Genomic DNA, 19,236 nt, shown 5'->3' with positions numbered 1-19,236 from the left:
ATAAAAAATGTATGATTCCTCTTTTCTGGGAGAACCTAATTTCGAGCAATAGGTTATTTTAGAAGGGAGGAATTTTTTATGAAAAAGGTATTATTAAAAGTTGGTACTTCTGTTTTTGCTCTTACATTGATGACTGCATGCGGTACATCTAATGATGAAGAACCGGCGGATGATAACCCAACCATCGATCATGAAGAAAGAGAAGATGAATTTAATAACGACAACAATGACAACAATGATCAGATGGAAAGAGATGACAATAATAACTTAAATGAAGATGATGAACTTCCCCGCAACAATGAGTAAGCAGCTCTAAAAAATAGAGAAGAAGGGAATGAACCTCCTACATCCATTACCTTCTTCTTTCTTTTTGAGCAGTTATGCTCTATATTAATACGGCTTAGTAAACATATTCTTCACTTTCATTCACATCATCAGAGGTGAGTCCGGATAGTACATGCACACGTAAAATGTAGCCGACAAGCTTTTTATCCTCATTTACAACAGCTAAGGGAAAGCTTGATTCTAATGCTTTTGGAATTAAATCATTGATATATTCCTCTTCATTAACAATGGTAATATCTTTTCTGATTATATCGCCTAATGATTTCTTTTCTTTAATCCCCTGAATAGCATCGTCAATGGTAACAATCCCTTGAAGACGTCTGGACCGGTCAACGACAAATACACTGGAAATCCCGTTCTCACGCATTTCTTTTATCGCCACATTTAAACCATCTTTACTGGAAACAAGCGCATTTGGCTTCGTCATAATATGACTGGCCTGGAATACCTTTGAACGGTCGATATCCTTAATGAACTCGGAAATATACTCATTAGCTGGATTTGCAATGATTTCTTCCGGAGTCCCGACCTGCTCCACATGACCATCCTTCATCACGGCGACACGATCACCAATCCGGAAGGCTTCATTCACATCATGTGTAATAAAAATAATGGTTTTTTGCAGCCGCTCTTGAATATCCAGCAGTTCAAGCTGCATTTCCCGGCGGATTAATGGATCAAGAGCACTGAAAGGCTCGTCCATTAAGAGAATGTCGGGGTCATTGGTGAGTGCACGGGCTAAGCCTACGCGCTGTTGCATCCCGCCGGATAATTCATCCGGATATTTATCCTCATAGCCTTTTAACCCTACTGTTTCAATATTCTGCTGCGCAATTTCCCGTCGTTTTTCCTTTGGTATATTGCGGATTTCTAAACCATACTCTACATTTGCTAAAATAGTCCGGTGGCTGAATAGACCGAAATGCTGGAACACCATTGCAATTTTTTCCTGCCGGACCTTTTTCAATTCGTCTTTGCTGCACTTGGTAATATCCTGTCCGTCTAATAATATTGAACCGTCTGTCGGCTTATTCAATAGGTTGAAGCAGCGGATCAATGTTGATTTTCCACTCCCGGACAGTCCCATAATCACGAAAACTTCGCCTTTATTAATATCAAAGGTAGCATCATAAACACCAACTGTATGATTGGTCTTCTTTAAAATTTCTTCCTTGGATAATCCTTTTTTTATCAAAGGAATAGCGGATTTTGGCTTTGAACCAAATATTTTAGATACGTTTTTTACTTGAATTTGTACAGTCATTATTTATTACCCCCACGACGTTGTACTTTTTCAGCAATTCCATTTGTAATTCGGTCAATAATAATTGCTAAGAATACGATACTGATACCAGCTTCGAAACCAAGAGCAATATCAATACGGTTAATTGATACGAGAACCTGCTCCCCAAGACCGGAAGCTCCAACCATCGATGCAATAACAACCATTGCGAGTGCCATCATGGTTGTCTGATTGACACCGGCCATAATGGTCGGCAATGCTTGCGGCAGCTGAACCTTTGATAAGGTCTGCCATCTGGAAGAACCGAAAGACTGTGCCGATTCAACCACTTCTTTATCTACACCGCGGATAGCCAGGTCTGTTAAACGGATAACCGGCGGCAAGGAATAAATCAAAGTAGCGAAGATAGCGGAAACGTTACCCAGTCCGAAAAAGAAAATAGCTGGAATTAAATACACAAAACTCGGCATCGTCTGCATAGCATCAAGAATTGGACGCAATATCATCGAAACCCATTTATTAAATGCCATCGCAACTCCAAGCGGAATCCCGATAATTAAACAAATAATAACAGCAGTTAAAATAATGGAAATCGTAATCATCATTTCTTCCCAAAGTCCAAAACTCCCGATAAGAAATATGAATATGCCGTATAAAACACCGGAGAAAATCGATTTAAAATACCACCCAAGTAAAAAGATGATAATAATAAACAGCCACCATGGAATAATCATAAGGAAATCGGTCAATCCGCTAATGGATCTGGAGGTTACAAAAAATATAAAATCAAATAAAGCTTCTAAATTATCGGCAAGAAAGCTGACAAGATCATCAACATATTTACCGGCTTCGAAAGTAATATCTGGAAAACTAATCATAAGCATTATAACTGCTGAAAAAAGCAGTATATACCTCTCCTTCTTTAATGTGTTTAAAGTGGTAAACAAAGAGCAGCCAGCCTGGTGGCAAGCTACTCCATGTTTTCATATTTTCATATTCTATTATTCAAGCGAGTCAAGTACATCCTGAGCGACGTCATCCGGAACCCATTCTGTCCAAATATCTTCATGCTCCTGCATCCACCACAGAGCAGCCTCTTCTGTAGACGCTCCATTATCTTCCATGTACTCCAAAGCTTCTTCAGTCAATGCACTGCTAGTTTCGTATTTCTCCAGAAATTCTGTAACCTCTGGCGCTTGTTCAGGAAAATCAGAATGCACAGATATAACGACATCATTTGGCGGGAATTCTGTTCCTCTGGACTCTTCCCAAATTGCTTCATCATATGGAGCTTCTTCCAGTAAAATTAAATCATATTTAGCTGTAATTGCAGTAGGTGACCAGTAGTAGCCAACCCAGCCTTCTCCAGCTTCATAGGCACGGGCTAAATCTGTAATAATGGCAGAGTCAGATCCCGGGCTGAAATTGTTAAACGTTTCATCCAGTCCATAAAAATCAAACTTATCATTAATTGCCTGCTCTACTTCCCAGCCGCTTGGAGCATTAATCAAACGCCCTTTGCCTGGATCTTCCGGGTCTTCAAATACTTCCGGGTACTTTTTTAAATCCTCTACCGTTTTTAAATCGGGAGCAAGCGGTTCAATTCCTCTTTCTGGATCTCCTTCAATAACAAAGGCGGGAACGTAAATCCCCTGATTATTATCATCAAAGTTAACAGATAATGTTTCAATATCACCATTCTCCGTCAGCTCTTCATAAAGCTCCCGGATATTATCTGTCCATACCTCCATATTTACATTAATGTCTCCATCCTTTAACCCCTGCATCGTTGCAGCTGTCGATCCAGAAGTTATATCTGTATCATAACCGTACCCCTCTTCAATAATTTTTCCGGCAATATAGTTATGTACATTCACACTGTCCCAGCCGGCATCAGTAAAAACAATTGTATCAATTTCTCCATCTGATGAGTCACCACATGCAGCTAACACCAGGAATGACGCAGTCATCAAAGCAAATAGTAATTTTTTCATTTTTTCCGTCTCCTTTTTATTTTGGCAATTTTCAGGTATATATTTTGATAAAAATTCAAAATAAACTAGTATTTAAAACTTAAAGAACCTTTTGTAGAGGGCAAATAAACTTATATATTTGTGCCGAAAGCAGAGTGAGGATAGTGCATTAGTATGGAAGATGACGGTGATTCGATTCTTTATTATACCTTATACTCGTAAGAATAAACAAAGCGCTTAAAAGTGTATAAATGTGCATATTTCTATATATAGCGAAGTTAAAGCAGGTTTAGATGTGTTTATCTTTATAATTGTCGAGAATACTCTAAAATACATATAAGTTGTCATGAAAACCGGAAGAGTGAAATCTAATTTTTGTCGAAATAGAGAGAAAATAAAATTTGTTTATACGTTCCCCCATATAAAAGGGATTAAACCTGCACCAGGCGTTAAATTAGCTAATAAATGAAAGCTGGATACCCGGCTAAGTGTTTAATTTCATCAGCCAGACTAAGTTTGCGAGGGCATATTTCAACGGATATACTAAAATGAGGAATTATTTGAAACAAAGCATACGAAACTTTCGTACTACATAAAGAAGTGAAATTTAATAAAAAACTGGAGGAGCTTATCTCCAGATAAAATATGGAAGGGGCATATACATAACGATGAAAAGAAGGATAGGAGTAATAGGATTGGTTTTTTTGCTGCTTATATTAGCAGCATGCACAGAAGATGAGAATGAATCAGCAGAAGAAAATGGAGACGATGGAATTACTTCTGTACAGACAGATGAAGTCAAGAAAGGGAATTTAACCAGGGAAAGAACGTTTAACGCCCGGATTGAAGCCTCTCAAGTAACCCCGATTATGATTGAACAGCCGTTAGAGGTGGATACATTAGAAGTAAAGGCAGGAGATAAAGTAGAAGAAAACGATAAAGTTGCCGAATTGTCTTTCGACGGCAATACACAGTCTGTTGATGCACCTGAAGCTGGAGAAATCATTCAAATTCAGGCAGGAGAAGGAGAGAATATTGATCGGGAAGAACCGTTTATGCTGATTGCCGATACAGATGAATGGCAGGCCGCTGGCGGCGTATCGGAAAGTATGCTGAGACTGCTGAATACCGGTGATGAAGTAGCTTTAACAGTGAATGGAGAAGAAAAGACAGCCACTGTTACAAATATGGACCGGGTTCCTGATGATACAGGATTATATTCTGTTACGGCAACCTTTGAAGCTGGAGATTCATCCTTTATCTCCGGATCGGTTGCTAAGATAACAGTTGATGAAACAGTGGAATCAGATGCCTTATTAGTACCGACAGAAGCTGTTGTAGAGACTGAAGGAGAAACCTTTGTGTTTGTTGTAACAGATGATGAAACGGTAGAGCAGCGAGCTGTTTCTATAGTTACGATGCAATCACAGCAAACAGCCGTAGAGGGCGATATAGAAGCAGGAGAAGAAATCGTAATAACAGGTCAAACAGGATTAGAAGACGGCAATGCTGTCGAAGTAGTGAAAGGGGAATAGATTTTGAAGCAGCTTATAAGAACTTCTGTAAAACGGCCAATTGGTGTCATTATGATTGTATTAGCTGTTCTTGCTTTAGGATTCATGTCACTGCGTAATCTTGCAGTTGATCTTTTCCCTGAAATAGATTTGCCGGTAGCTGTTGTAGCCACTAATTATCAGGATGCCGCGCCTGAAGACGTGCAGAATTTAATCAGCAGACCACTTGAGTCAGCGGTGAGTGCAGTCGAAGGAATAGATACCGTTCAATCACAATCGCAATCCGGTGCATCCATGGTTATGATGATGTTTCAAAATGGAACAGATTTAGATCAGGCCTTACTTGATGTAAGGGAGCAAGTCGATCAAGTAAAAGGATTCTTACCTGAAGGAGCAGGAGAGCCGAATATTCTTCGCTTTAGCCCAGATTCGCTTCCGGTAATGTACTTAGGATTGACTGGTGATGATTTAGCAGAACTAACAGAAATAGCAGATCAGCAAATCGTCCCTTTCTTTGAAAGACAGGAGGGCGTAGCCTCCGTTTCCATTGAAGGAGGACTGGAAAGAGAGATTCAGGTTGAGTTAGATGAAGCAAGTCTGGAGCAATACGGCATATCCCCCCAAGCGGTGATGGATACCCTAAGAAGTGAAAACAGCTCTTCTTCCATTGGCACCGTCGAACAGGGGAATCAGGATTTACAAATTCGTGTCGTCGGTGAATTTGAAACAACCGAAGACATTGAAAATACACAAATTCAATCAGAGGCAGGCGGTATTGTTCGTGTTTCCGATATTGCAACGGTACAGGACGATTTTAAGGATGTTTCCTCTGAAACCATGGTAAACGGGGAGCATGCACTTGTTCTGTCTGTAATGAAGCAGACGGATGCAAATACAGTAGAAGTGGCAACAAATATCAAGGATGCAATGCCGGGAGTCATTGAAGAATTGCCGGAAGGTCTTGATTTGAAAACAATCATTGATACATCTGAATTTATCGAGATGTCCATTGATTCTGTAATGAATAATATTTTAATTGGAGGAGCAATTGCTTTTGTAATTCTGCTCTTATTCTTAAAGAGTATTCGGGCAACGATTGTTATTGGATTATCAATCCCAATTGCTATTATCGCAACCTTTGCGCTTATGTACTTTACAGGCCAGACATTGAATGTTCTTTCTCTGGGAGGACTGGCACTCGGAATCGGTATGATGCTTGATTGTTCAATAATTATATTGGAGAATATCTTCTCGTACCGCAGAAGAGGCTACAGTCTGTTTGAAGCAGCAACCAAGGGATCTATTGAGCTGGCACCGGCAGTTATTGCCTCGACAACAACGACATTAGTAGTGTTCCTGCCAATCGTTTTTGTAGAAGGTATATCATCTGATTTATTTACACCATTGGCACTTACGGTATCCTTCTCTCTGGTGGCTTCCTTAGTTGTTGCAGTTACCCTGGTTCCAATGCTGTCTTCCAAGCTGTTAGCTAATGTCATGGAAGGCTCAGGAAAAAGATATTGGTTTGATCAATTCTTAAACTGGTTAAAGGATCGCTATGGCAATGGCCTGGAAAAGGTCTTGAAATTTAGAAAAACAACCGTGCTGGTAACGATTTTAGCGATTGCAGGAAGTCTTTTTCTAATCCCGCGAATCGGTATGGAATTTATGCCGTCAGCAGACCAGGGGCAGGCGCAGATTTCAGTGGAAACTCCGCCGGGAAGCAGTTTAGAGTATACAATGAATATTACAGAACAAGTGGATGAGATTTTAGCAGACTATGAGGAATATATGGAGGTCAATTATGTAACCATTGGATCTTCCGACTTTACAGGGAGCATAAATCAGTCAAACTATACACTGCAATTAGTACCGGCATCTGAACGTGACCGCTCAACTGGGCAGATTATGGTGGAGATTGATGAACGGATACAGCATATTGCAGGTGCTGACATTGCGGCCTCTGCCATGGATGGCGGTATGCAGATGGGAGACCCGATTACTATACAATTAAACGGGCCTGAAAATGAGACACTTATTGATTTATCGGAGCAGGTGCTCACAGAGGTAGAAGAGATAGAAGGCGTTACTAATCTATCCTCCACAGCAGAAGATGGTATCCCGCAAATGGAGATTCGTGTAGACGAGGATCTTGCATCCGGCTATGGTTTATCAGGAGCGCAAATCACCAGCCAGCTGGAAATGAAGTTTTCCGGGCAGGTAATTGGGCAGTATCGTGAAGGTGGACAGGAAATTGATATTAGTCTTTCCTATCCGGAAGATACGCGTACAAGCATTGAGGATCTGTTGGATACAAGCATTCAATCACCATCAGGAGCAACAGTGCCATTGGATGAACTGGTCGAGATAGAACAGGCAGAAGGCCCACAGACACTATTGAGAGAAAATCAGCAGGCGCAGATGAATATCAGCTCCGGTGTGGTTGACCGTGATTTAGGAAGCGTCGTATCGGATATAGAATCGAAGCTTAATCAAATGGACTTTCCTGAAGGCTACAGCTATAGTATTGGCGGCCAGGCAGAAGATATGGAAGATGCCTTTATGGATCTTGGATTAGCACTCATCTTTTCAATTTTCTTAGTGTATATCGTTCTCGCTGTACAATTTGAAAATCTCCTGCAGCCATTTATTATTATGTTTGCACTGCCAACAACTATTATCGGTGTTATCGGCGGATTATTTATAACCAATATCTCCCTTAGTGTGGCCGGATTTATCGGCATCATAATGCTCGCCGGTATTGTTGTAAATAACTCCATCGTTCTTGTAGACTATATCAATATTCTGCGCAGACGGGGCATGGATCAGCTGGAAGCGATCATTGAAGCGGGACGATCCAGACTGCGTCCAATTCTAATGACATCCCTCACCACAATTCTGGCAATGATTCCATTAGGACTTGGCATCGGTGAAGGAGCAGAATTGCAGCAGCCATTAGCAGTAACGATTATCTTTGGGCTGACTGTTTCCAGTATTTTTACCTTATTCTTTGTACCTGTCATCTATCTGATATTTGATAATATGACGAAGAAAGTAAAGGGAAGAAGAAAACGTAAGAAAGCGGCAAAAAGCTAATTAAAAGAGTGAAAAAAGAAGGTCAGCTCTCGCTATAAAGGTAAAAAGTTTATTGGCGGGAGCTTCCTTTTTTAATAAAGTTTAGCGTAGTAGAAAAATTTTTAATGATAAAGTAAAAATATATCGATTTTCTGTAAAAAATGTCCGTTTTAGTCGAAAATCGGGTATGATAAAAGAAAAGAAAAGGAAAGCAAGGAGAAGGTGGATAAAATGGTATTATCTCAAATTATGCAATTACTGACAGGAATATTTGAAGGGCTGCTTGGAATTCCGCTTTTTGGCGGCCTATATATTATGGGATCCGGCTATACGCCATTATTTGTAATGCTGGTTCTTCATATTATCACGCTGGTGCTTGCCAGCCGTGATAGAAGATGGATAGCGGGAAGTGTTTTAGGAATTATTACAAGTATTATTGGATTTATCCCGATTGTTGGTATGGTGATGCATTGGATAACAAGTATCGTGCTTATTGTTTCCGTATTTCAATCAAGAAGATATTAAAAATAAGCCTCTTGCAATCTCAGCAAGAGGCTTATTTTTCGTTATCATTGGATAGTTTTATTCAGGCCACCAGCGGAAGCCATCTTTTTCAAGTAATTCGTCTGCAGCTTTTGGCCCCATAGATCCAGATTCATAATTCGGGAACTCCGCCTTTTGTTTGGCCCAGCTGGCTAAAAGACGATCGACAAACTCCCAAGACAATGCTACCTCATCCCAGTGTGTAAAGTTGGTCGCATCGCCAAGCATACTGTCGTAGATAAGCTTTTCGTAGGCCTCTGGGGTGTTAATGCCGGATTGAGCATCCTGATGATAAGCAAGCTGAATAGGCTCTGTTAAATTGCCATTACCAGTTTTCTTCGCATTCAGGTGAAGTGTAATTCCTTCATTTGGCTGAATATTAATGACAAGTAAATTAGGATTGCGTAAATCATCTTTTTTATGATAAAGGTTCATAGGAATATCTTTAAATTCGACAACAATTTTTGTTGATTTTTCTTTCATACGCTTCCCGGTACGAATATAAAAAGGAACACCGGCCCAGCGGTAGTTATCAATCGCCAGCTTGCCGGCAACAAAGGTTTCTGTTTCAGAATCTTTTAGCTCTTCTGCTTCATCCTGATAGCCGATGACCTCTTCACCGTTTACATTCCCCGCACCGTATTGGCCGCGGACAAAATACTTGCTGACTTTTTCTTCTTTTATAGGACGCAATGCACGCAATACCTTTATTTTTTCAGAACGGATTTCTTCCGTACTTAGATTAATCGGCGGCTCCATAGCAAGCAGGGCAACCATTTGCATCATATGGTTTTGAATCATATCTCTAGTTGCACCAGATTTATCGTAATAGTGCGCACGCTCTTCTACACCAAGAGTCTCACTGCTGGTAACTTGAATATTATTGATAAACTGATTATTCCACAGGTGCTCAAAGATCCCGTTCGCAAAACGGATAACTTCAATGTTTTGAACCATTTCTTTTCCAAGGTAATGATCAATACGGTAGATTTGATTTTCGTCAAAAGCAGCCTGGAGTTCCTTATTTAATTTTTTAGCGGATGGTAAGTCATGTCCAAATGGTTTTTCGATAACTAATCGTGTCCAGCCTGAAGTCTCTTTTAAACCATGGTTTTTCAGCTGATTTGCAATGGTACCGAAAAAGTCTGGGGCCATTGCTAAGTAGAACAGGCGGTTTCCACCCGTTTGATATTTTTTCTCGAGAGATTCCACCATATCCTTTAAGTCATTATAGGAATCCGTAGATGTCACATCAAACGATCTATAGTAAAAATGAGAAGTGAATTCGGATACGTCTTCGCCTTCAGAAATTAAGCCCTGAATCGATTCCTCTACTTTTTCGCGGATAATATTATTATCCCATCCGCGGCGGGCAAGCCCGATAACTGCAAAATCCTCATCTAATTTCCCGCTTTTATAAAGACGATAGATGGATGGGTACAGCTTGCGATTTGCCAAATCTCCAGTTGCTCCAAAAATCACAATAGTTGCTTTTGGTTGTATAGTTTCACTCATGATTATATTCCTCAATTCTTTAGTTTATAAAGATGTTAACAGTACTTGTTCAAAAAGCTGAAAAATGACGCATCTGCTGATATTTCTGCTGTCAGTTCGCTATTTTATGGAGCTTTTGAACATTCTTTAAAAACATTAAAAATACCCTAAAGATTAGAAGGGGATTAATCATTAACTTTACAGAATGAACAGTATCTTTGTCAATATATATACCTGTGAAAACCAGAAAATTAATTAATTTTTCAGAATTTAAATGGAATAACCTGTTATTGTTGGAAAATAAAGCGTTAACAGTGGAAACAGAATATCTGTATTTTTAAAAAATAAGACAGTATATAAAAATACTGGAGTCAGCCGCTACAGAAATACACTCCGCTTTCCGTGGGCTTGAGCTCAGCCTCCTCGAAAGAATGTTCCTTTATTTTTCTTACTTCTATGCCAAACACCGCAAACCGATTTGAGTTATTATAGGAAGAAAGAAGAGCCGGCTCAATTCAGAATAGATACACCCACCCAGGACGTACTCCAATTTAATTTTTTACAACTGCACTCGACCAAGAAAAACTGGAGAGAATATATTCAATTGGATAACCTGGCTGTGGCAGCATTACTCAGCCAGATGGGCTATGAAGCGCATGAACGTGTCCAGGTGAAATTAGAATTTCTGCGAATAATCATCCGGATGAAAATTAATCCAGCTAAAATGGAATTCCTATATGGATTTTTCGAGACTTATTTGAAACTAAATAAAGAGGAGGAGGCGCAAATGATGGAGAAAACCGAAAACTTGCCGGAAGGGGAGAAGGAAGTCATGTTGCAATTGCCAAATTCATATTTTGAAAAGGGGAAACAAGAGGGTATAGAAGAAGGAAAACTGGAAGGTATAGAAGAGGGAATGAAAAAAGGAATAGAAAAAGAGAAGCAAGAAGTAGTTTTAAAATTGATAGAAAAAGGTATGCCTATCAGTGAAATCGCAGACATTACAGAACTGAGCCAGGAAGAAATTAGAAAATTTGCAGACGAATAAGCAACCCGCAATATAACAGTAATAAAAGTGAGCCCTAATCGGCTCACTTTTTAATATCAAAATAAAGCTTTAATTAAAGAACTCCTGCGCAGATTACTGCTTCGCCTTCTGCAGCTTTGTCATAATTTGATTAATAACCTGGGAAAACATTAAACCTATCGCAATACCTCCAGCCAGCAGCATCACCTGGGCGGAGAGCTGGATAGCTGTATTATAATCATTCTCCACAAAGTTCCGCATTGCATTATAGGCGACACCGCCGGGAACAAGCGGGATAATGCCGGATACAGTGAATATAATAATTGGACGCTTTAGAATACGTGAACATACCTGACTGAGAATAGAGACAAGAATAGCTGCGAACGCTGTTGCAGCAACGATATCCACTTGATAATTCGTCAGCGTATAAAAGAAAATCCAGCCGATCATCCCGACAAGACCGCATGGAATTAATGATTTTTTAGGTGCATTAAATAATACCCCGAAGCCTGCAGATGCAATAAAACTGGCGGCAAGCTGTACGATTATCTCTAACATTTTGTTCCATCCTCCATTCAATAGGCTGCCTGAAAATTTAAAAAAAACTTCTTAAACCGGGAAAAATCCATAAACAATCGCAATCCCTGCCCCAATAGCCACAGCGGTGAGCAAGGACTCAATTCCCTTAGAAACACCAGAAACAAGATGACCGGCCATTAAATCACGGATGGCGTTGGTAATTGGAAGACCGGGGACAAGGGGCATTACAGCACCGATAATAATCATTTCCAGACTGCCGCCAAATCCAAATGAAAAACAGGATAAGGCTATTAAACCGACGAACGATGCTCCAAAAAACTCTGCCAGGAAACGAATTTCAATCATTTTATCAAAAAGAATCATTGTCAGATAGCCGATTCCTCCGGCAAGACAAGCTGGCAGAAAATCCAGCCAGATTCCGCCAAACATTAAGGAAAAGCATCCGCTCACCAATGCTGCCGCCAGCACCTGAAAGCTTAACGAAAAAGTCGGCACATTTTTTTCTAAGGCTTTCAGCTTATCATAAGCAGTGGAAAGCGGCATTTGATGGGCAACAATTTCCCGGGAAAGCTGATTTACCTCATCTATTTTATGCAGGTCAGTAGCCCGCTTGGTAATCCGTAGGAAATAACTGCTTGATGTATAATCGAGAGAGAAGTGTAAGCCGGTCAATGTAGCATAGCTTTGAGGGTTTTCTACACCGTAACACCGTGCAATCCGGTCCATTGTATCCTCAACTCGGTAAGTCTCAGCTCCAGAAGCCAGCATTATCTTCCCGGCCAGTAAACAAATTTTTTCTACTGTAACAGACGGCTTACTCAAAACATAACCCCCATTTCCGAATCAGAACGATAACATTCTATATTATAAGTAATCAAAGCTGCGAAATAAAGCTATAAACCAAATTTTCTAAGATAAGCTGAGGATTTTCAGGTACAGCAAAAGAGCAGACAGAAAAAATCCTGATGTAAAGCACATCAGGATTAAAGTACTGTCAAAAGTATAAAAATAATTGCAATAAAAGGTATCGAGTTTGCTAAAGCAATCGTAAGAAATATCAACATTTGAAGACGCTGCTTCACGTCTTGTTCGACATTACCTGCAGGCGACCGCTGGGAGAAAATATAAAACATATTAAAAACAATTAAAACGGCAATAATTGCAATTGGAACATATGCGTCGGCCATTTCCAGCGGTTCCCCCGGCGAAAAAGTAAAGCCAAGCACAACCATGACGATAGGCAAAAATTCTACGAGAGCAACCTTCGTGAAAAAACTCGACATATACTGCGGAATCTTTTCAGGCTCGGTCAGCATATTATCCACTGTGGAACGGAATACACCGATTATTCCCACTACAGCAATAGCAGCTGCTAATACAAAAATATACAAATACATGCTGGAGCACCTCCTTCTAGAGAAACTGTTTAGTAATGAATGTACCATAACTTTATTCTTAATAAAAGCTGCACTTTACCTATTTCTGTATGAGCAGAATCCCGCCATGAAAGTTTCCTGAAGAATAATCGGATAAATCATTGCGCAATCTAGGAAGAGTCTTATATAATTTAAAGAAGTCGACCGGAAATAATGTCGAAAAAAGAAAGGTAGTGGAAATGGAATAGGGAGCTTACCCTGTTCTCTTTTACTGCTGTCAACTAAGTGGATGCTGAAGACAAGCGAATTGTAATACCTAGGAGAATACTATGTTTAACTATTTGGATTTAACAATAGCCTTTTTTATTTCTGCAATTACGGCATTACTGGTTACGTACCCGGTAAAGAAGCTGGCAGTGAAATTAGGAATAATGGATAAACCGAATCACCGGAAAATACATCAAAAAGCTACGCCAAGATTAGGCGGGTTAGCCATTTTTATTGGCGCTCTGTTTGGTATGCTTTACTTGCAGCCAAGCCATATCTATGTGGATGAAATTCTGATTGGTTCTATTATCATTCTGATTACAGGGGCGCTTGATGATAAGTACACGATACGTCCCATCATTAAATTATCAGGGCAGGTTATTGCTGCAAGTCTGCTTATTTATGCAGGCCTGGTAATTGAACGTATCACGATTCCACTTTTAGGAGTTATTGAGCTGGGGTTTTTAGGTCCAGTGCTTACCTTCTTCTGGATTATCGGAATTACCAATGCGATTAATTTAATTGATGGACTAGACGGCCTGGCGACAGGGGTAACAACCATTGCCCTGATCAGCATCTTCGCAATGGCGCTTGTCGATTATCAGGTCCTGGTTGCTTATTTGTGTATTACTTTTATCGGGGCTAATATCGGCTTTTTATATCATAATTTTTACCCCGCCAAGATATATATGGGGGACACCGGCTCGAATTTGCTGGGGTACATTGTGGCAATCATTTCAATCTTAGGTTTGTTTAAAAACATTACCTTCTTCAGTTTTATTATTCCAGTTGTGATCCTGGCAGTGCCTATTTTTGACACACTGGTTGCAATGATTCGGCGCATGTATAACAAAGAAAGCATTATGACAGCAGACCGCCGTCATATTCACTACCAGTTAATTGATGCCGGCTACAGCCATCAAAAAACAGTTGTCATCATTTATCTGTTCAGCGCATTATTCGGGATAATCGGAATTCTCTTCTCAGAAGCTGATTTAACAATTTCTCTTTTCTTTACAGCTGTTATGATATTTCTTCTACATATTTTTGCCGAGCTGGCCGGGCTTGTTATGGGAGGCAAAAGGCCGGTAGTAACCATGCTCCGCCGGGGCAAGACATTTATATTTAAACCGTTTAAAAAAAGAAAGAAATCAAGAAAAAGCAGTGATTGAGGTCACTGCTTTTTCTTGATTTAAAGGAAGATCACTGTTTCGATTACCTAGCTTGTTTTATGCATTTTAAACGTATTTAAAGCTGTTGATGCTGTAGCCTGTGCTTCCTGATGCAATTGTTTGACCTGCTGCCAGAGAGCGGGATGTTTCTCCTTTGTATCTAACAGCTCCAGAACCTGTTTAAATAAAGTTTCTGCTGTCCAATTAAGCTTATCAACATGACCGACGACAGACTGTTCAAATTGCTTTGTGAGTGCGTCAATTTTGGGATCGTAAGACAAAGCGACAAAAGGCGTCATTGCCATTGCTGCAAAAATAAGTGCGTGAAGGCGCATCCCAATAAGTGCGTCTGCCTGGTGAATATGCGCCATTTTTTCTGTGAAAGAAGAAGTAACGGGAATCAAATTGCTTGGAGCGTGCATCGCTTGCTGAATTTCGAGAGAGGCAGCATAATCCTGCTGTCCATGCATCGGTAGAAATTCTATGGTATACCCTTGCTGATAGAGACGGTCTAAACAGATAGCTAACTGTTTTTTATAGGCGTGATAATCCATCCAGGCGCGTACGGCAACACAAATGATATTGGAGCACTTCTTTTCAGGAAAAGAGGTTTGCAGTCCAAGAACAGGATCTGGTACAACCTGAATAGCTTCCTTTACACCAATGATTTGTAAAAGTGATTTGGAATCTTTGTCTCTGACAGAAATATATTGCGAACGATTAAATAGATAAGAAACGAGGCGTCTGCTGGATAATCGGCGTAATGGGCCGATGCCCTGGGCATAGATACATACAGGGATCTTATGGAACCGGGCAAGCTGAATAACACCGGCATAATATAAAAGCGACCGGCTGCTGGTAACATCCTGAAATAAGGAACCGCCACCGCTGATTAAACCATCTGCCTTCCGCATGACCTGATTAATTTCAGCGAAGCGATGCCGGTTTACACTTTTAACCTGGAATGTCTTTTCAGTTTGATGAGGATGGTTCGATAAAACGGTGATTTCAAGACCTGGATTCTCCCGGCGCAAGGCTGCAATAATACTATGTAAGATTGCTTCATCACCGGCATTATCAAAACCATAATAGCCAGATAAAATAACATGCATCGCTACATTCTCCTTTTAGAATTTCAGTGTTTATAAATAACCTTTTATTTACTTATTTTGCCCAGTATTTGCGTCCCCATACTACAAGAAACAGGAGCAGATATCCCAGAATAACTCCAAATCCGATGCCATAAACAGATCTTAATAGAGAGACAAAGAGCGGGGAGTGGAAATGGGTAAACGTATTAATCATCGATAAGAACCCAATAGAACCAAAGATTAACAGAAATTTCCCGATAATTGGCTTCCTCGGCAAAAAGTAGAGACCGACTATCATTGACGGGTAACCGATCAGAAACTCTTTCGTACGTGGACGAACATATAATATTTCTTCTAAGATATGACGAATGGTAATTTCCAAAGGACTTACCAGACTGCTATTTCCTGTCCGGATAATATAATAAGCAAAGATCAGCAGGAGACCGCCGGATATAATAACATGCCAGACACGAACTTCCTTATTAAAAATATTTAGTAAGGAATGCCGATTTTGTTTTGTCAGGTAATAACCAAATAAAGCAAGAAGTACCAAGAATGGCGGGACGATATGCAATAGCTTGATTCCACGGAAAAGCTCTACTCCCGATATAAATTCATTGCCATTTAATAGCCCGATAATCAGCAGGATGCCAATCACCGTTATTCCTAACGCCTGCAAAAAAGAAAGCCAAACCGTTGCTCCTTTTTCAGCAGACTTCCACAGGTTTGCTCTAGAATTTGCACTGATTAGAACAGCACAGACAGCAGTTAATACAGCAATCAGCCACGCAAACAGCTTTAAAAGGATTAGATAATCCGTTATCAGCCAGGCAGCACCTGCGAGAAACAGCAGAGAAACCATTGCTATTCGAATCATTTTAAAAGGAAGTAAGCTCAACAATCCATAACCAAAAAGAACACCTGCCAAAAGAAGCAAGGGCTGGATCCAATTTGCCGCAGCAATCGTCTGAAAAGGCCGGGCATCCCCATGGATAAAATGAGCAGGCATTTGCTGTTGAAGTGTCTCTATAAAAGTAATCCCGTCCGTTGCTTTTTCAGGATTAACAGTAACAAGAATCGAACGGATATTTCTTTCCTTGATTGCACGGACAGCCTGCTGCACACTTTCTTCCAACGATTTTTCACCAAGCGCAATCATATGCTGCCGAATAAATTGATAGTTTGTTTCTTTTGCTAAGCTGGGCAATCCAGCGAGAGCAGAAAATTCCTGCTGATAAAAAGGAAGGTCATTCTTTTGCAGAGCATCACGAATAACTTGAATATTTTCCTCGAAAGGAAAGCCGGTAACTTCCCCTGATGAGAATAAAACACCTTGAAGGGAAGGGTGCTTATAGTTATGTAAAAGTGTACTTGATTCAGAACTATTTTGATTAGGCACGTTAAATACATAGTCCATAGCTGCCTTATGCAGCATTTGAATATAATAGGTATCATAGCCGATGTTTTCTTCCAGAACGCCTGGATCGGTGAAATAATAAAATCTTTCTCCGCCAATAATGCGATAATCCAAATAAAAATGCTGCGCCAAAAGACTTTCATAGGAGGACTGGCGGGGGATTGTCACATAGATTCCTTTTTCTACATAGCTATCCTTATATTCTGGAGAAAAGCGTAACGCCTCTGTAAGCTCCGCATTGGAATAAATACTTAAAAGCTGATTCTCTTCCATCCGTGCCAGGGTTAAATAATCCAGTTGTACTTTTTCAAGCCCGGCTGCTTTGAATTCTTGAAGTACTTCATAATCTGAGCGATTTTCTGCTTCAGCAATTGCTCGTAAATTTTCAAATGGCACCATAATCTCATAAATGCGGTTGGCAGACTCCACTTCAGCCCGATTGAAAATCCCCGGCAAACTGATAATAAGTAAAAGCACAACCAGACTAAAAATATAAAATGGCTTTTTCATGAAATATAAACTCCTTCTTGCTACTTGCTTTGTTTGCCGGACTTTCGCCAGAAAAACAAAAAAGCAATAATGATAATAATTAAAAATATCCCGACAGCCAGGGAATAGAGAAACGCTTCTATCCGGCTATTTACACCAACTTCCCACATGGACACTGGAAAGCGAAGGATAAGGCCTAAACAGAGAGAAACAACCAATACAATGCGTAAAGAAACTGGAAATAAAGGCACATTCAGATGACGCTTCAATAAAAAGAAATTGAAAATGACTAATATACCATAGCTAAATAACGTCATACTGGCAGCAGCCATTAAACCATATATAGGCAGAAATATCAGGTTACCAATCACCTTACTGACGATGGCTATACAAACGAACCCGGCTGCCTGTTTTTCATAACCAAGCGCCTGCAAAACAGCTGTACTAAGCATTGCCAGCGCTAAAAATCCGCCACTGATAATAAGGACAACAATAATGGAATTGCCACTTGTATTGGTGAATAATGTAATATTCAGCGGCGTAATAAGCAAAGCGGAAATAATAACCACGGGCCAGGTGGTTAATTGCACAATAAACATGATTTTAGAAACGGTTTGTTGCACCGGAAATAAATCTCCAGCTGCCCGCATACGGGAAAGGTGGGGAATAAGCGGTGTAACAAGCGAAGCTGCAATCATCGTAATAACCTGGACAAAGACAATACCGCGGCTGTACACTCCAAATGCATACGGTACATTTTCTGCAGCGATACCAAAGTGCTGTAACCCATATGGGATGGTTAAGGAATCAACCACAGGTATCAGAGAGAAACTAAGCGAACCAAATGCAATTGGAATAGCCAGACTTAAAAGAGAAGTACTATCTGCTTTTAATTGTGCCCAGTTTGCCGTTCTATGAGCCGAAGCAGACGGGGGCTGCTTTCGATAAGCAAATAATAAGTAAATCAGGGAAATACCTGCTCCCAGAAAAGAACCAAGCATCATCCAGCCGGCAATCTCCGGATAGCTGAAATCAAGCCCTACAAGAATATAGACAACCAAAAGCATGATTCCTACACGGAATATTTGCTCGATAATTTGTGAGATAGCTGTTTGATGCATCATTTCAAACCCTTGAAAATATCCGCGGTATACAGCCATATAAGGTGCAATAATCAAAGTAGCCGAGACCATTACTAATGCAAAACGAGTCTGTTCACCGCCCAAAAGAGAAGATAAAGGAGAAGCAAACAGCCAGATAGTCAGAAAGCAGCTGATACCAAATAGAACAGCCAGCAGACGGGCAGAATGAAATAAAGAAGTAATAGATGCATTGTCACCATACATCCGCTTTTCAGAAATCAATTTAGAAACAGCAATTGGAATTCCTGCGACAGACAGTGTTAACGTCAGCATATAGATTGGATAAACGATACTGAAGATACCAAGTAATTCATCCCCCGCAATATTTTGCATTGGAATACGGAACAGGCTGCCAATCAATTTTGACAGTGCAGAGGCAACCGTAAGAAATAAAGCTCCTTTGAATAGTGGATGCATCGGCAAAGCTCCTTTTTAAGCGATTGGGGGAAGGGAATTTCTTTAATCATGCTTATATAAATATGCTTTGATGTTAGTCTATCCAGAAAAGTGGATTTTAGAAGAGGGATA

Annotated in this window: 16 protein-coding genes; 6 read left to right on the top strand and 10 right to left on the bottom strand. The window is 40.2% G+C overall.

Annotated elements, in window-relative coordinates:
- Positions 1 to 78: 78 nt before the first annotated feature.
- Entirely contained in the window at positions 79 to 306 is a 228-nt protein-coding gene (locus MHH51_RS20020) for a hypothetical protein (protein ID WP_147212633.1), read from the top strand.
- 94 nt (positions 307 to 400) lie between these two features.
- Here MHH51_RS20020 and MHH51_RS20015 read toward each other — a convergent pair whose 3' ends face one another.
- From MHH51_RS20015 to MHH51_RS20005, 3 genes are all read right to left on the bottom strand, one after another.
- Positions 401 to 1,609 carry a glycine betaine/L-proline ABC transporter ATP-binding protein gene (locus tag MHH51_RS20015; RefSeq protein ID WP_147212632.1) on the bottom strand — a complete coding sequence of 403 codons (1,209 nt, stop codon included), beginning with the start codon at positions 1,607 to 1,609 and terminating at the stop codon, positions 401 to 403.
- Entirely contained in the window at positions 1,609 to 2,466 is an 858-nt protein-coding gene (locus MHH51_RS20010; protein WP_147212631.1) for a proline/glycine betaine ABC transporter permease, read from the bottom strand. Before MHH51_RS20010 ends, MHH51_RS20015 begins: the two co-directional genes overlap by 1 nt.
- A 123-nt stretch (positions 2,467 to 2,589) precedes the next feature.
- On the bottom strand, positions 2,590 to 3,582 hold the full coding sequence (locus MHH51_RS20005) for an ABC transporter substrate-binding protein (RefSeq protein WP_339283241.1): 993 nt from the start codon (positions 3,580 to 3,582) through the stop codon (positions 2,590 to 2,592).
- 674 nt (positions 3,583 to 4,256) lie between these two features.
- On the opposite strand from MHH51_RS20005, the gene MHH51_RS20000 reads away from it, so the two are divergent.
- The 3 genes from MHH51_RS20000 (at position 4,257) to MHH51_RS19990 (ending at position 8,675) form a co-directional block, all read left to right on the top strand.
- Positions 4,257 to 5,096, top strand: coding sequence for an efflux RND transporter periplasmic adaptor subunit (locus tag MHH51_RS20000; protein ID WP_339283240.1), 840 nt, complete (start codon positions 4,257 to 4,259; stop codon positions 5,094 to 5,096).
- Between the two features lie 3 nt (positions 5,097 to 5,099).
- Positions 5,100 to 8,171, top strand: coding sequence for an efflux RND transporter permease subunit (locus tag MHH51_RS19995; RefSeq protein WP_339283238.1), 3,072 nt, complete (start codon positions 5,100 to 5,102; stop codon positions 8,169 to 8,171).
- Between the two features lie 210 nt (positions 8,172 to 8,381).
- Positions 8,382 to 8,675: a hypothetical protein gene (locus MHH51_RS19990; RefSeq protein WP_147212641.1), complete on the top strand. Its 294-nt coding sequence runs from the start codon at positions 8,382 to 8,384 to the stop codon at positions 8,673 to 8,675.
- Between the two features lie 57 nt (positions 8,676 to 8,732).
- On the opposite strand, the gene zwf is transcribed toward MHH51_RS19990, so the two are convergent.
- Positions 8,733 to 10,208 (bottom strand): glucose-6-phosphate dehydrogenase, encoded by a 1,476-nt coding sequence (gene zwf, locus MHH51_RS19985; RefSeq protein ID WP_339283237.1) that lies wholly within the window; start codon positions 10,206 to 10,208, stop codon positions 8,733 to 8,735.
- 598 nt (positions 10,209 to 10,806) lie between these two features.
- Between zwf and MHH51_RS19980 the strand changes: the two genes are divergently transcribed.
- Positions 10,807 to 11,235, top strand: a complete 429-nt coding sequence (locus MHH51_RS19980; RefSeq protein WP_339283235.1) for a helix-turn-helix domain-containing protein — start codon at positions 10,807 to 10,809, stop codon at positions 11,233 to 11,235.
- A gap of 93 nt (positions 11,236 to 11,328) precedes the next feature.
- On the opposite strand, the gene MHH51_RS19975 is transcribed toward MHH51_RS19980, so the two are convergent.
- The 3 genes from MHH51_RS19975 to MHH51_RS19965 all read right to left on the bottom strand — a co-directional run bounded on the left by MHH51_RS19975 (position 11,329) and on the right by MHH51_RS19965 (position 13,151).
- Positions 11,329 to 11,772, bottom strand: a complete 444-nt coding sequence (locus MHH51_RS19975; RefSeq protein ID WP_147212627.1) for a threonine/serine exporter family protein — start codon at positions 11,770 to 11,772, stop codon at positions 11,329 to 11,331.
- Between the two features lie 51 nt (positions 11,773 to 11,823).
- On the bottom strand, positions 11,824 to 12,576 hold the full coding sequence (locus tag MHH51_RS19970) for a threonine/serine exporter family protein (RefSeq protein ID WP_147212626.1): 753 nt from the start codon (positions 12,574 to 12,576) through the stop codon (positions 11,824 to 11,826).
- Positions 12,577 to 12,737: 161 nt separating this feature from the next.
- A complete protein-coding gene (locus MHH51_RS19965) occupies positions 12,738 to 13,151 on the bottom strand; it encodes a hypothetical protein (RefSeq protein WP_339283232.1) in 414 nt (137 codons plus the stop codon).
- Positions 13,152 to 13,459: 308 nt separating this feature from the next.
- Between MHH51_RS19965 and MHH51_RS19960 the strand changes: the two genes are divergently transcribed.
- Positions 13,460 to 14,569, top strand: a complete 1,110-nt coding sequence (locus MHH51_RS19960) for an MraY family glycosyltransferase (RefSeq protein WP_339283230.1) — start codon at positions 13,460 to 13,462, stop codon at positions 14,567 to 14,569.
- 47 nt (positions 14,570 to 14,616) lie between these two features.
- Here the strand turns inward: MHH51_RS19960 and csaB are convergent, their stop codons facing one another.
- From csaB to MHH51_RS19945, 3 genes are read right to left on the bottom strand one after another with little or no spacing between them, the layout of a single operon-like run.
- Complete coding sequence (gene csaB, locus MHH51_RS19955; protein WP_339283228.1) at positions 14,617 to 15,681, bottom strand: polysaccharide pyruvyl transferase CsaB; 1,065 nt, start codon at positions 15,679 to 15,681, stop codon at positions 14,617 to 14,619.
- 52 nt (positions 15,682 to 15,733) lie between these two features.
- The gene (locus MHH51_RS19950; protein ID WP_339283227.1) at positions 15,734 to 17,587 is read right to left on the bottom strand and encodes a DUF5693 family protein; all 1,854 of its coding nucleotides are present in this window, start codon (positions 17,585 to 17,587) and stop codon (positions 15,734 to 15,736) included.
- Between the two features lie 20 nt (positions 17,588 to 17,607).
- Positions 17,608 to 19,125, bottom strand: a complete 1,518-nt coding sequence (locus MHH51_RS19945; protein ID WP_339283225.1) for a polysaccharide biosynthesis protein — start codon at positions 19,123 to 19,125, stop codon at positions 17,608 to 17,610.
- Positions 19,126 to 19,236: the final 111 nt, after the last annotated feature.

The organism is Oceanobacillus sp. FSL K6-3682 (genome assembly GCF_037976165.1).
GTDB classification, from domain to species: Bacteria; Bacillota; Bacilli; order Bacillales; family Amphibacillaceae; genus Oceanobacillus; species Oceanobacillus sojae.
Note: the sequence above shows the minus strand (reverse complement) of the source record. Positions and strands in the feature narration are given on the sequence as shown.

What these genes read in the sequence shown, in the direction of transcription:
- MHH51_RS20020 (WP_147212633.1), top strand. Translation starts at nt 79, where the DNA reads ATGAAAAAGGTATTATTAAAAGTTGGTACTTCTGTTTTTGCTCTTACA.
- MHH51_RS20015 (WP_147212632.1), bottom strand. Translation starts at nt 1,609, where the DNA reads ATGACTGTACAAATTCAAGTAAAAAACGTATCTAAAATATTTGGTTCA.
- MHH51_RS20010 (WP_147212631.1), bottom strand. Translation starts at nt 2,466, where the DNA reads ATGATTAGTTTTCCAGATATTACTTTCGAAGCCGGTAAATATGTTGAT.
- MHH51_RS20005 (WP_339283241.1), bottom strand. Translation starts at nt 3,582, where the DNA reads ATGAAAAAATTACTATTTGCTTTGATGACTGCGTCATTCCTGGTGTTA.
- MHH51_RS19990 (WP_147212641.1), top strand. Translation starts at nt 8,382, where the DNA reads ATGGTATTATCTCAAATTATGCAATTACTGACAGGAATATTTGAAGGG.
- zwf (WP_339283237.1), bottom strand. Translation starts at nt 10,208, where the DNA reads ATGAGTGAAACTATACAACCAAAAGCAACTATTGTGATTTTTGGAGCA.
- MHH51_RS19975 (WP_147212627.1), bottom strand. Translation starts at nt 11,772, where the DNA reads ATGTTAGAGATAATCGTACAGCTTGCCGCCAGTTTTATTGCATCTGCA.
- MHH51_RS19965 (WP_339283232.1), bottom strand. Translation starts at nt 13,151, where the DNA reads ATGTATTTGTATATTTTTGTATTAGCAGCTGCTATTGCTGTAGTGGGA.
- MHH51_RS19960 (WP_339283230.1), top strand. Translation starts at nt 13,460, where the DNA reads ATGTTTAACTATTTGGATTTAACAATAGCCTTTTTTATTTCTGCAATT.
- csaB (WP_339283228.1), bottom strand. Translation starts at nt 15,681, where the DNA reads ATGCATGTTATTTTATCTGGCTATTATGGTTTTGATAATGCCGGTGAT.
- MHH51_RS19950 (WP_339283227.1), bottom strand. Translation starts at nt 17,587, where the DNA reads ATGAAAAAGCCATTTTATATTTTTAGTCTGGTTGTGCTTTTACTTATT.
- MHH51_RS19945 (WP_339283225.1), bottom strand. Translation starts at nt 19,125, where the DNA reads ATGCATCCACTATTCAAAGGAGCTTTATTTCTTACGGTTGCCTCTGCA.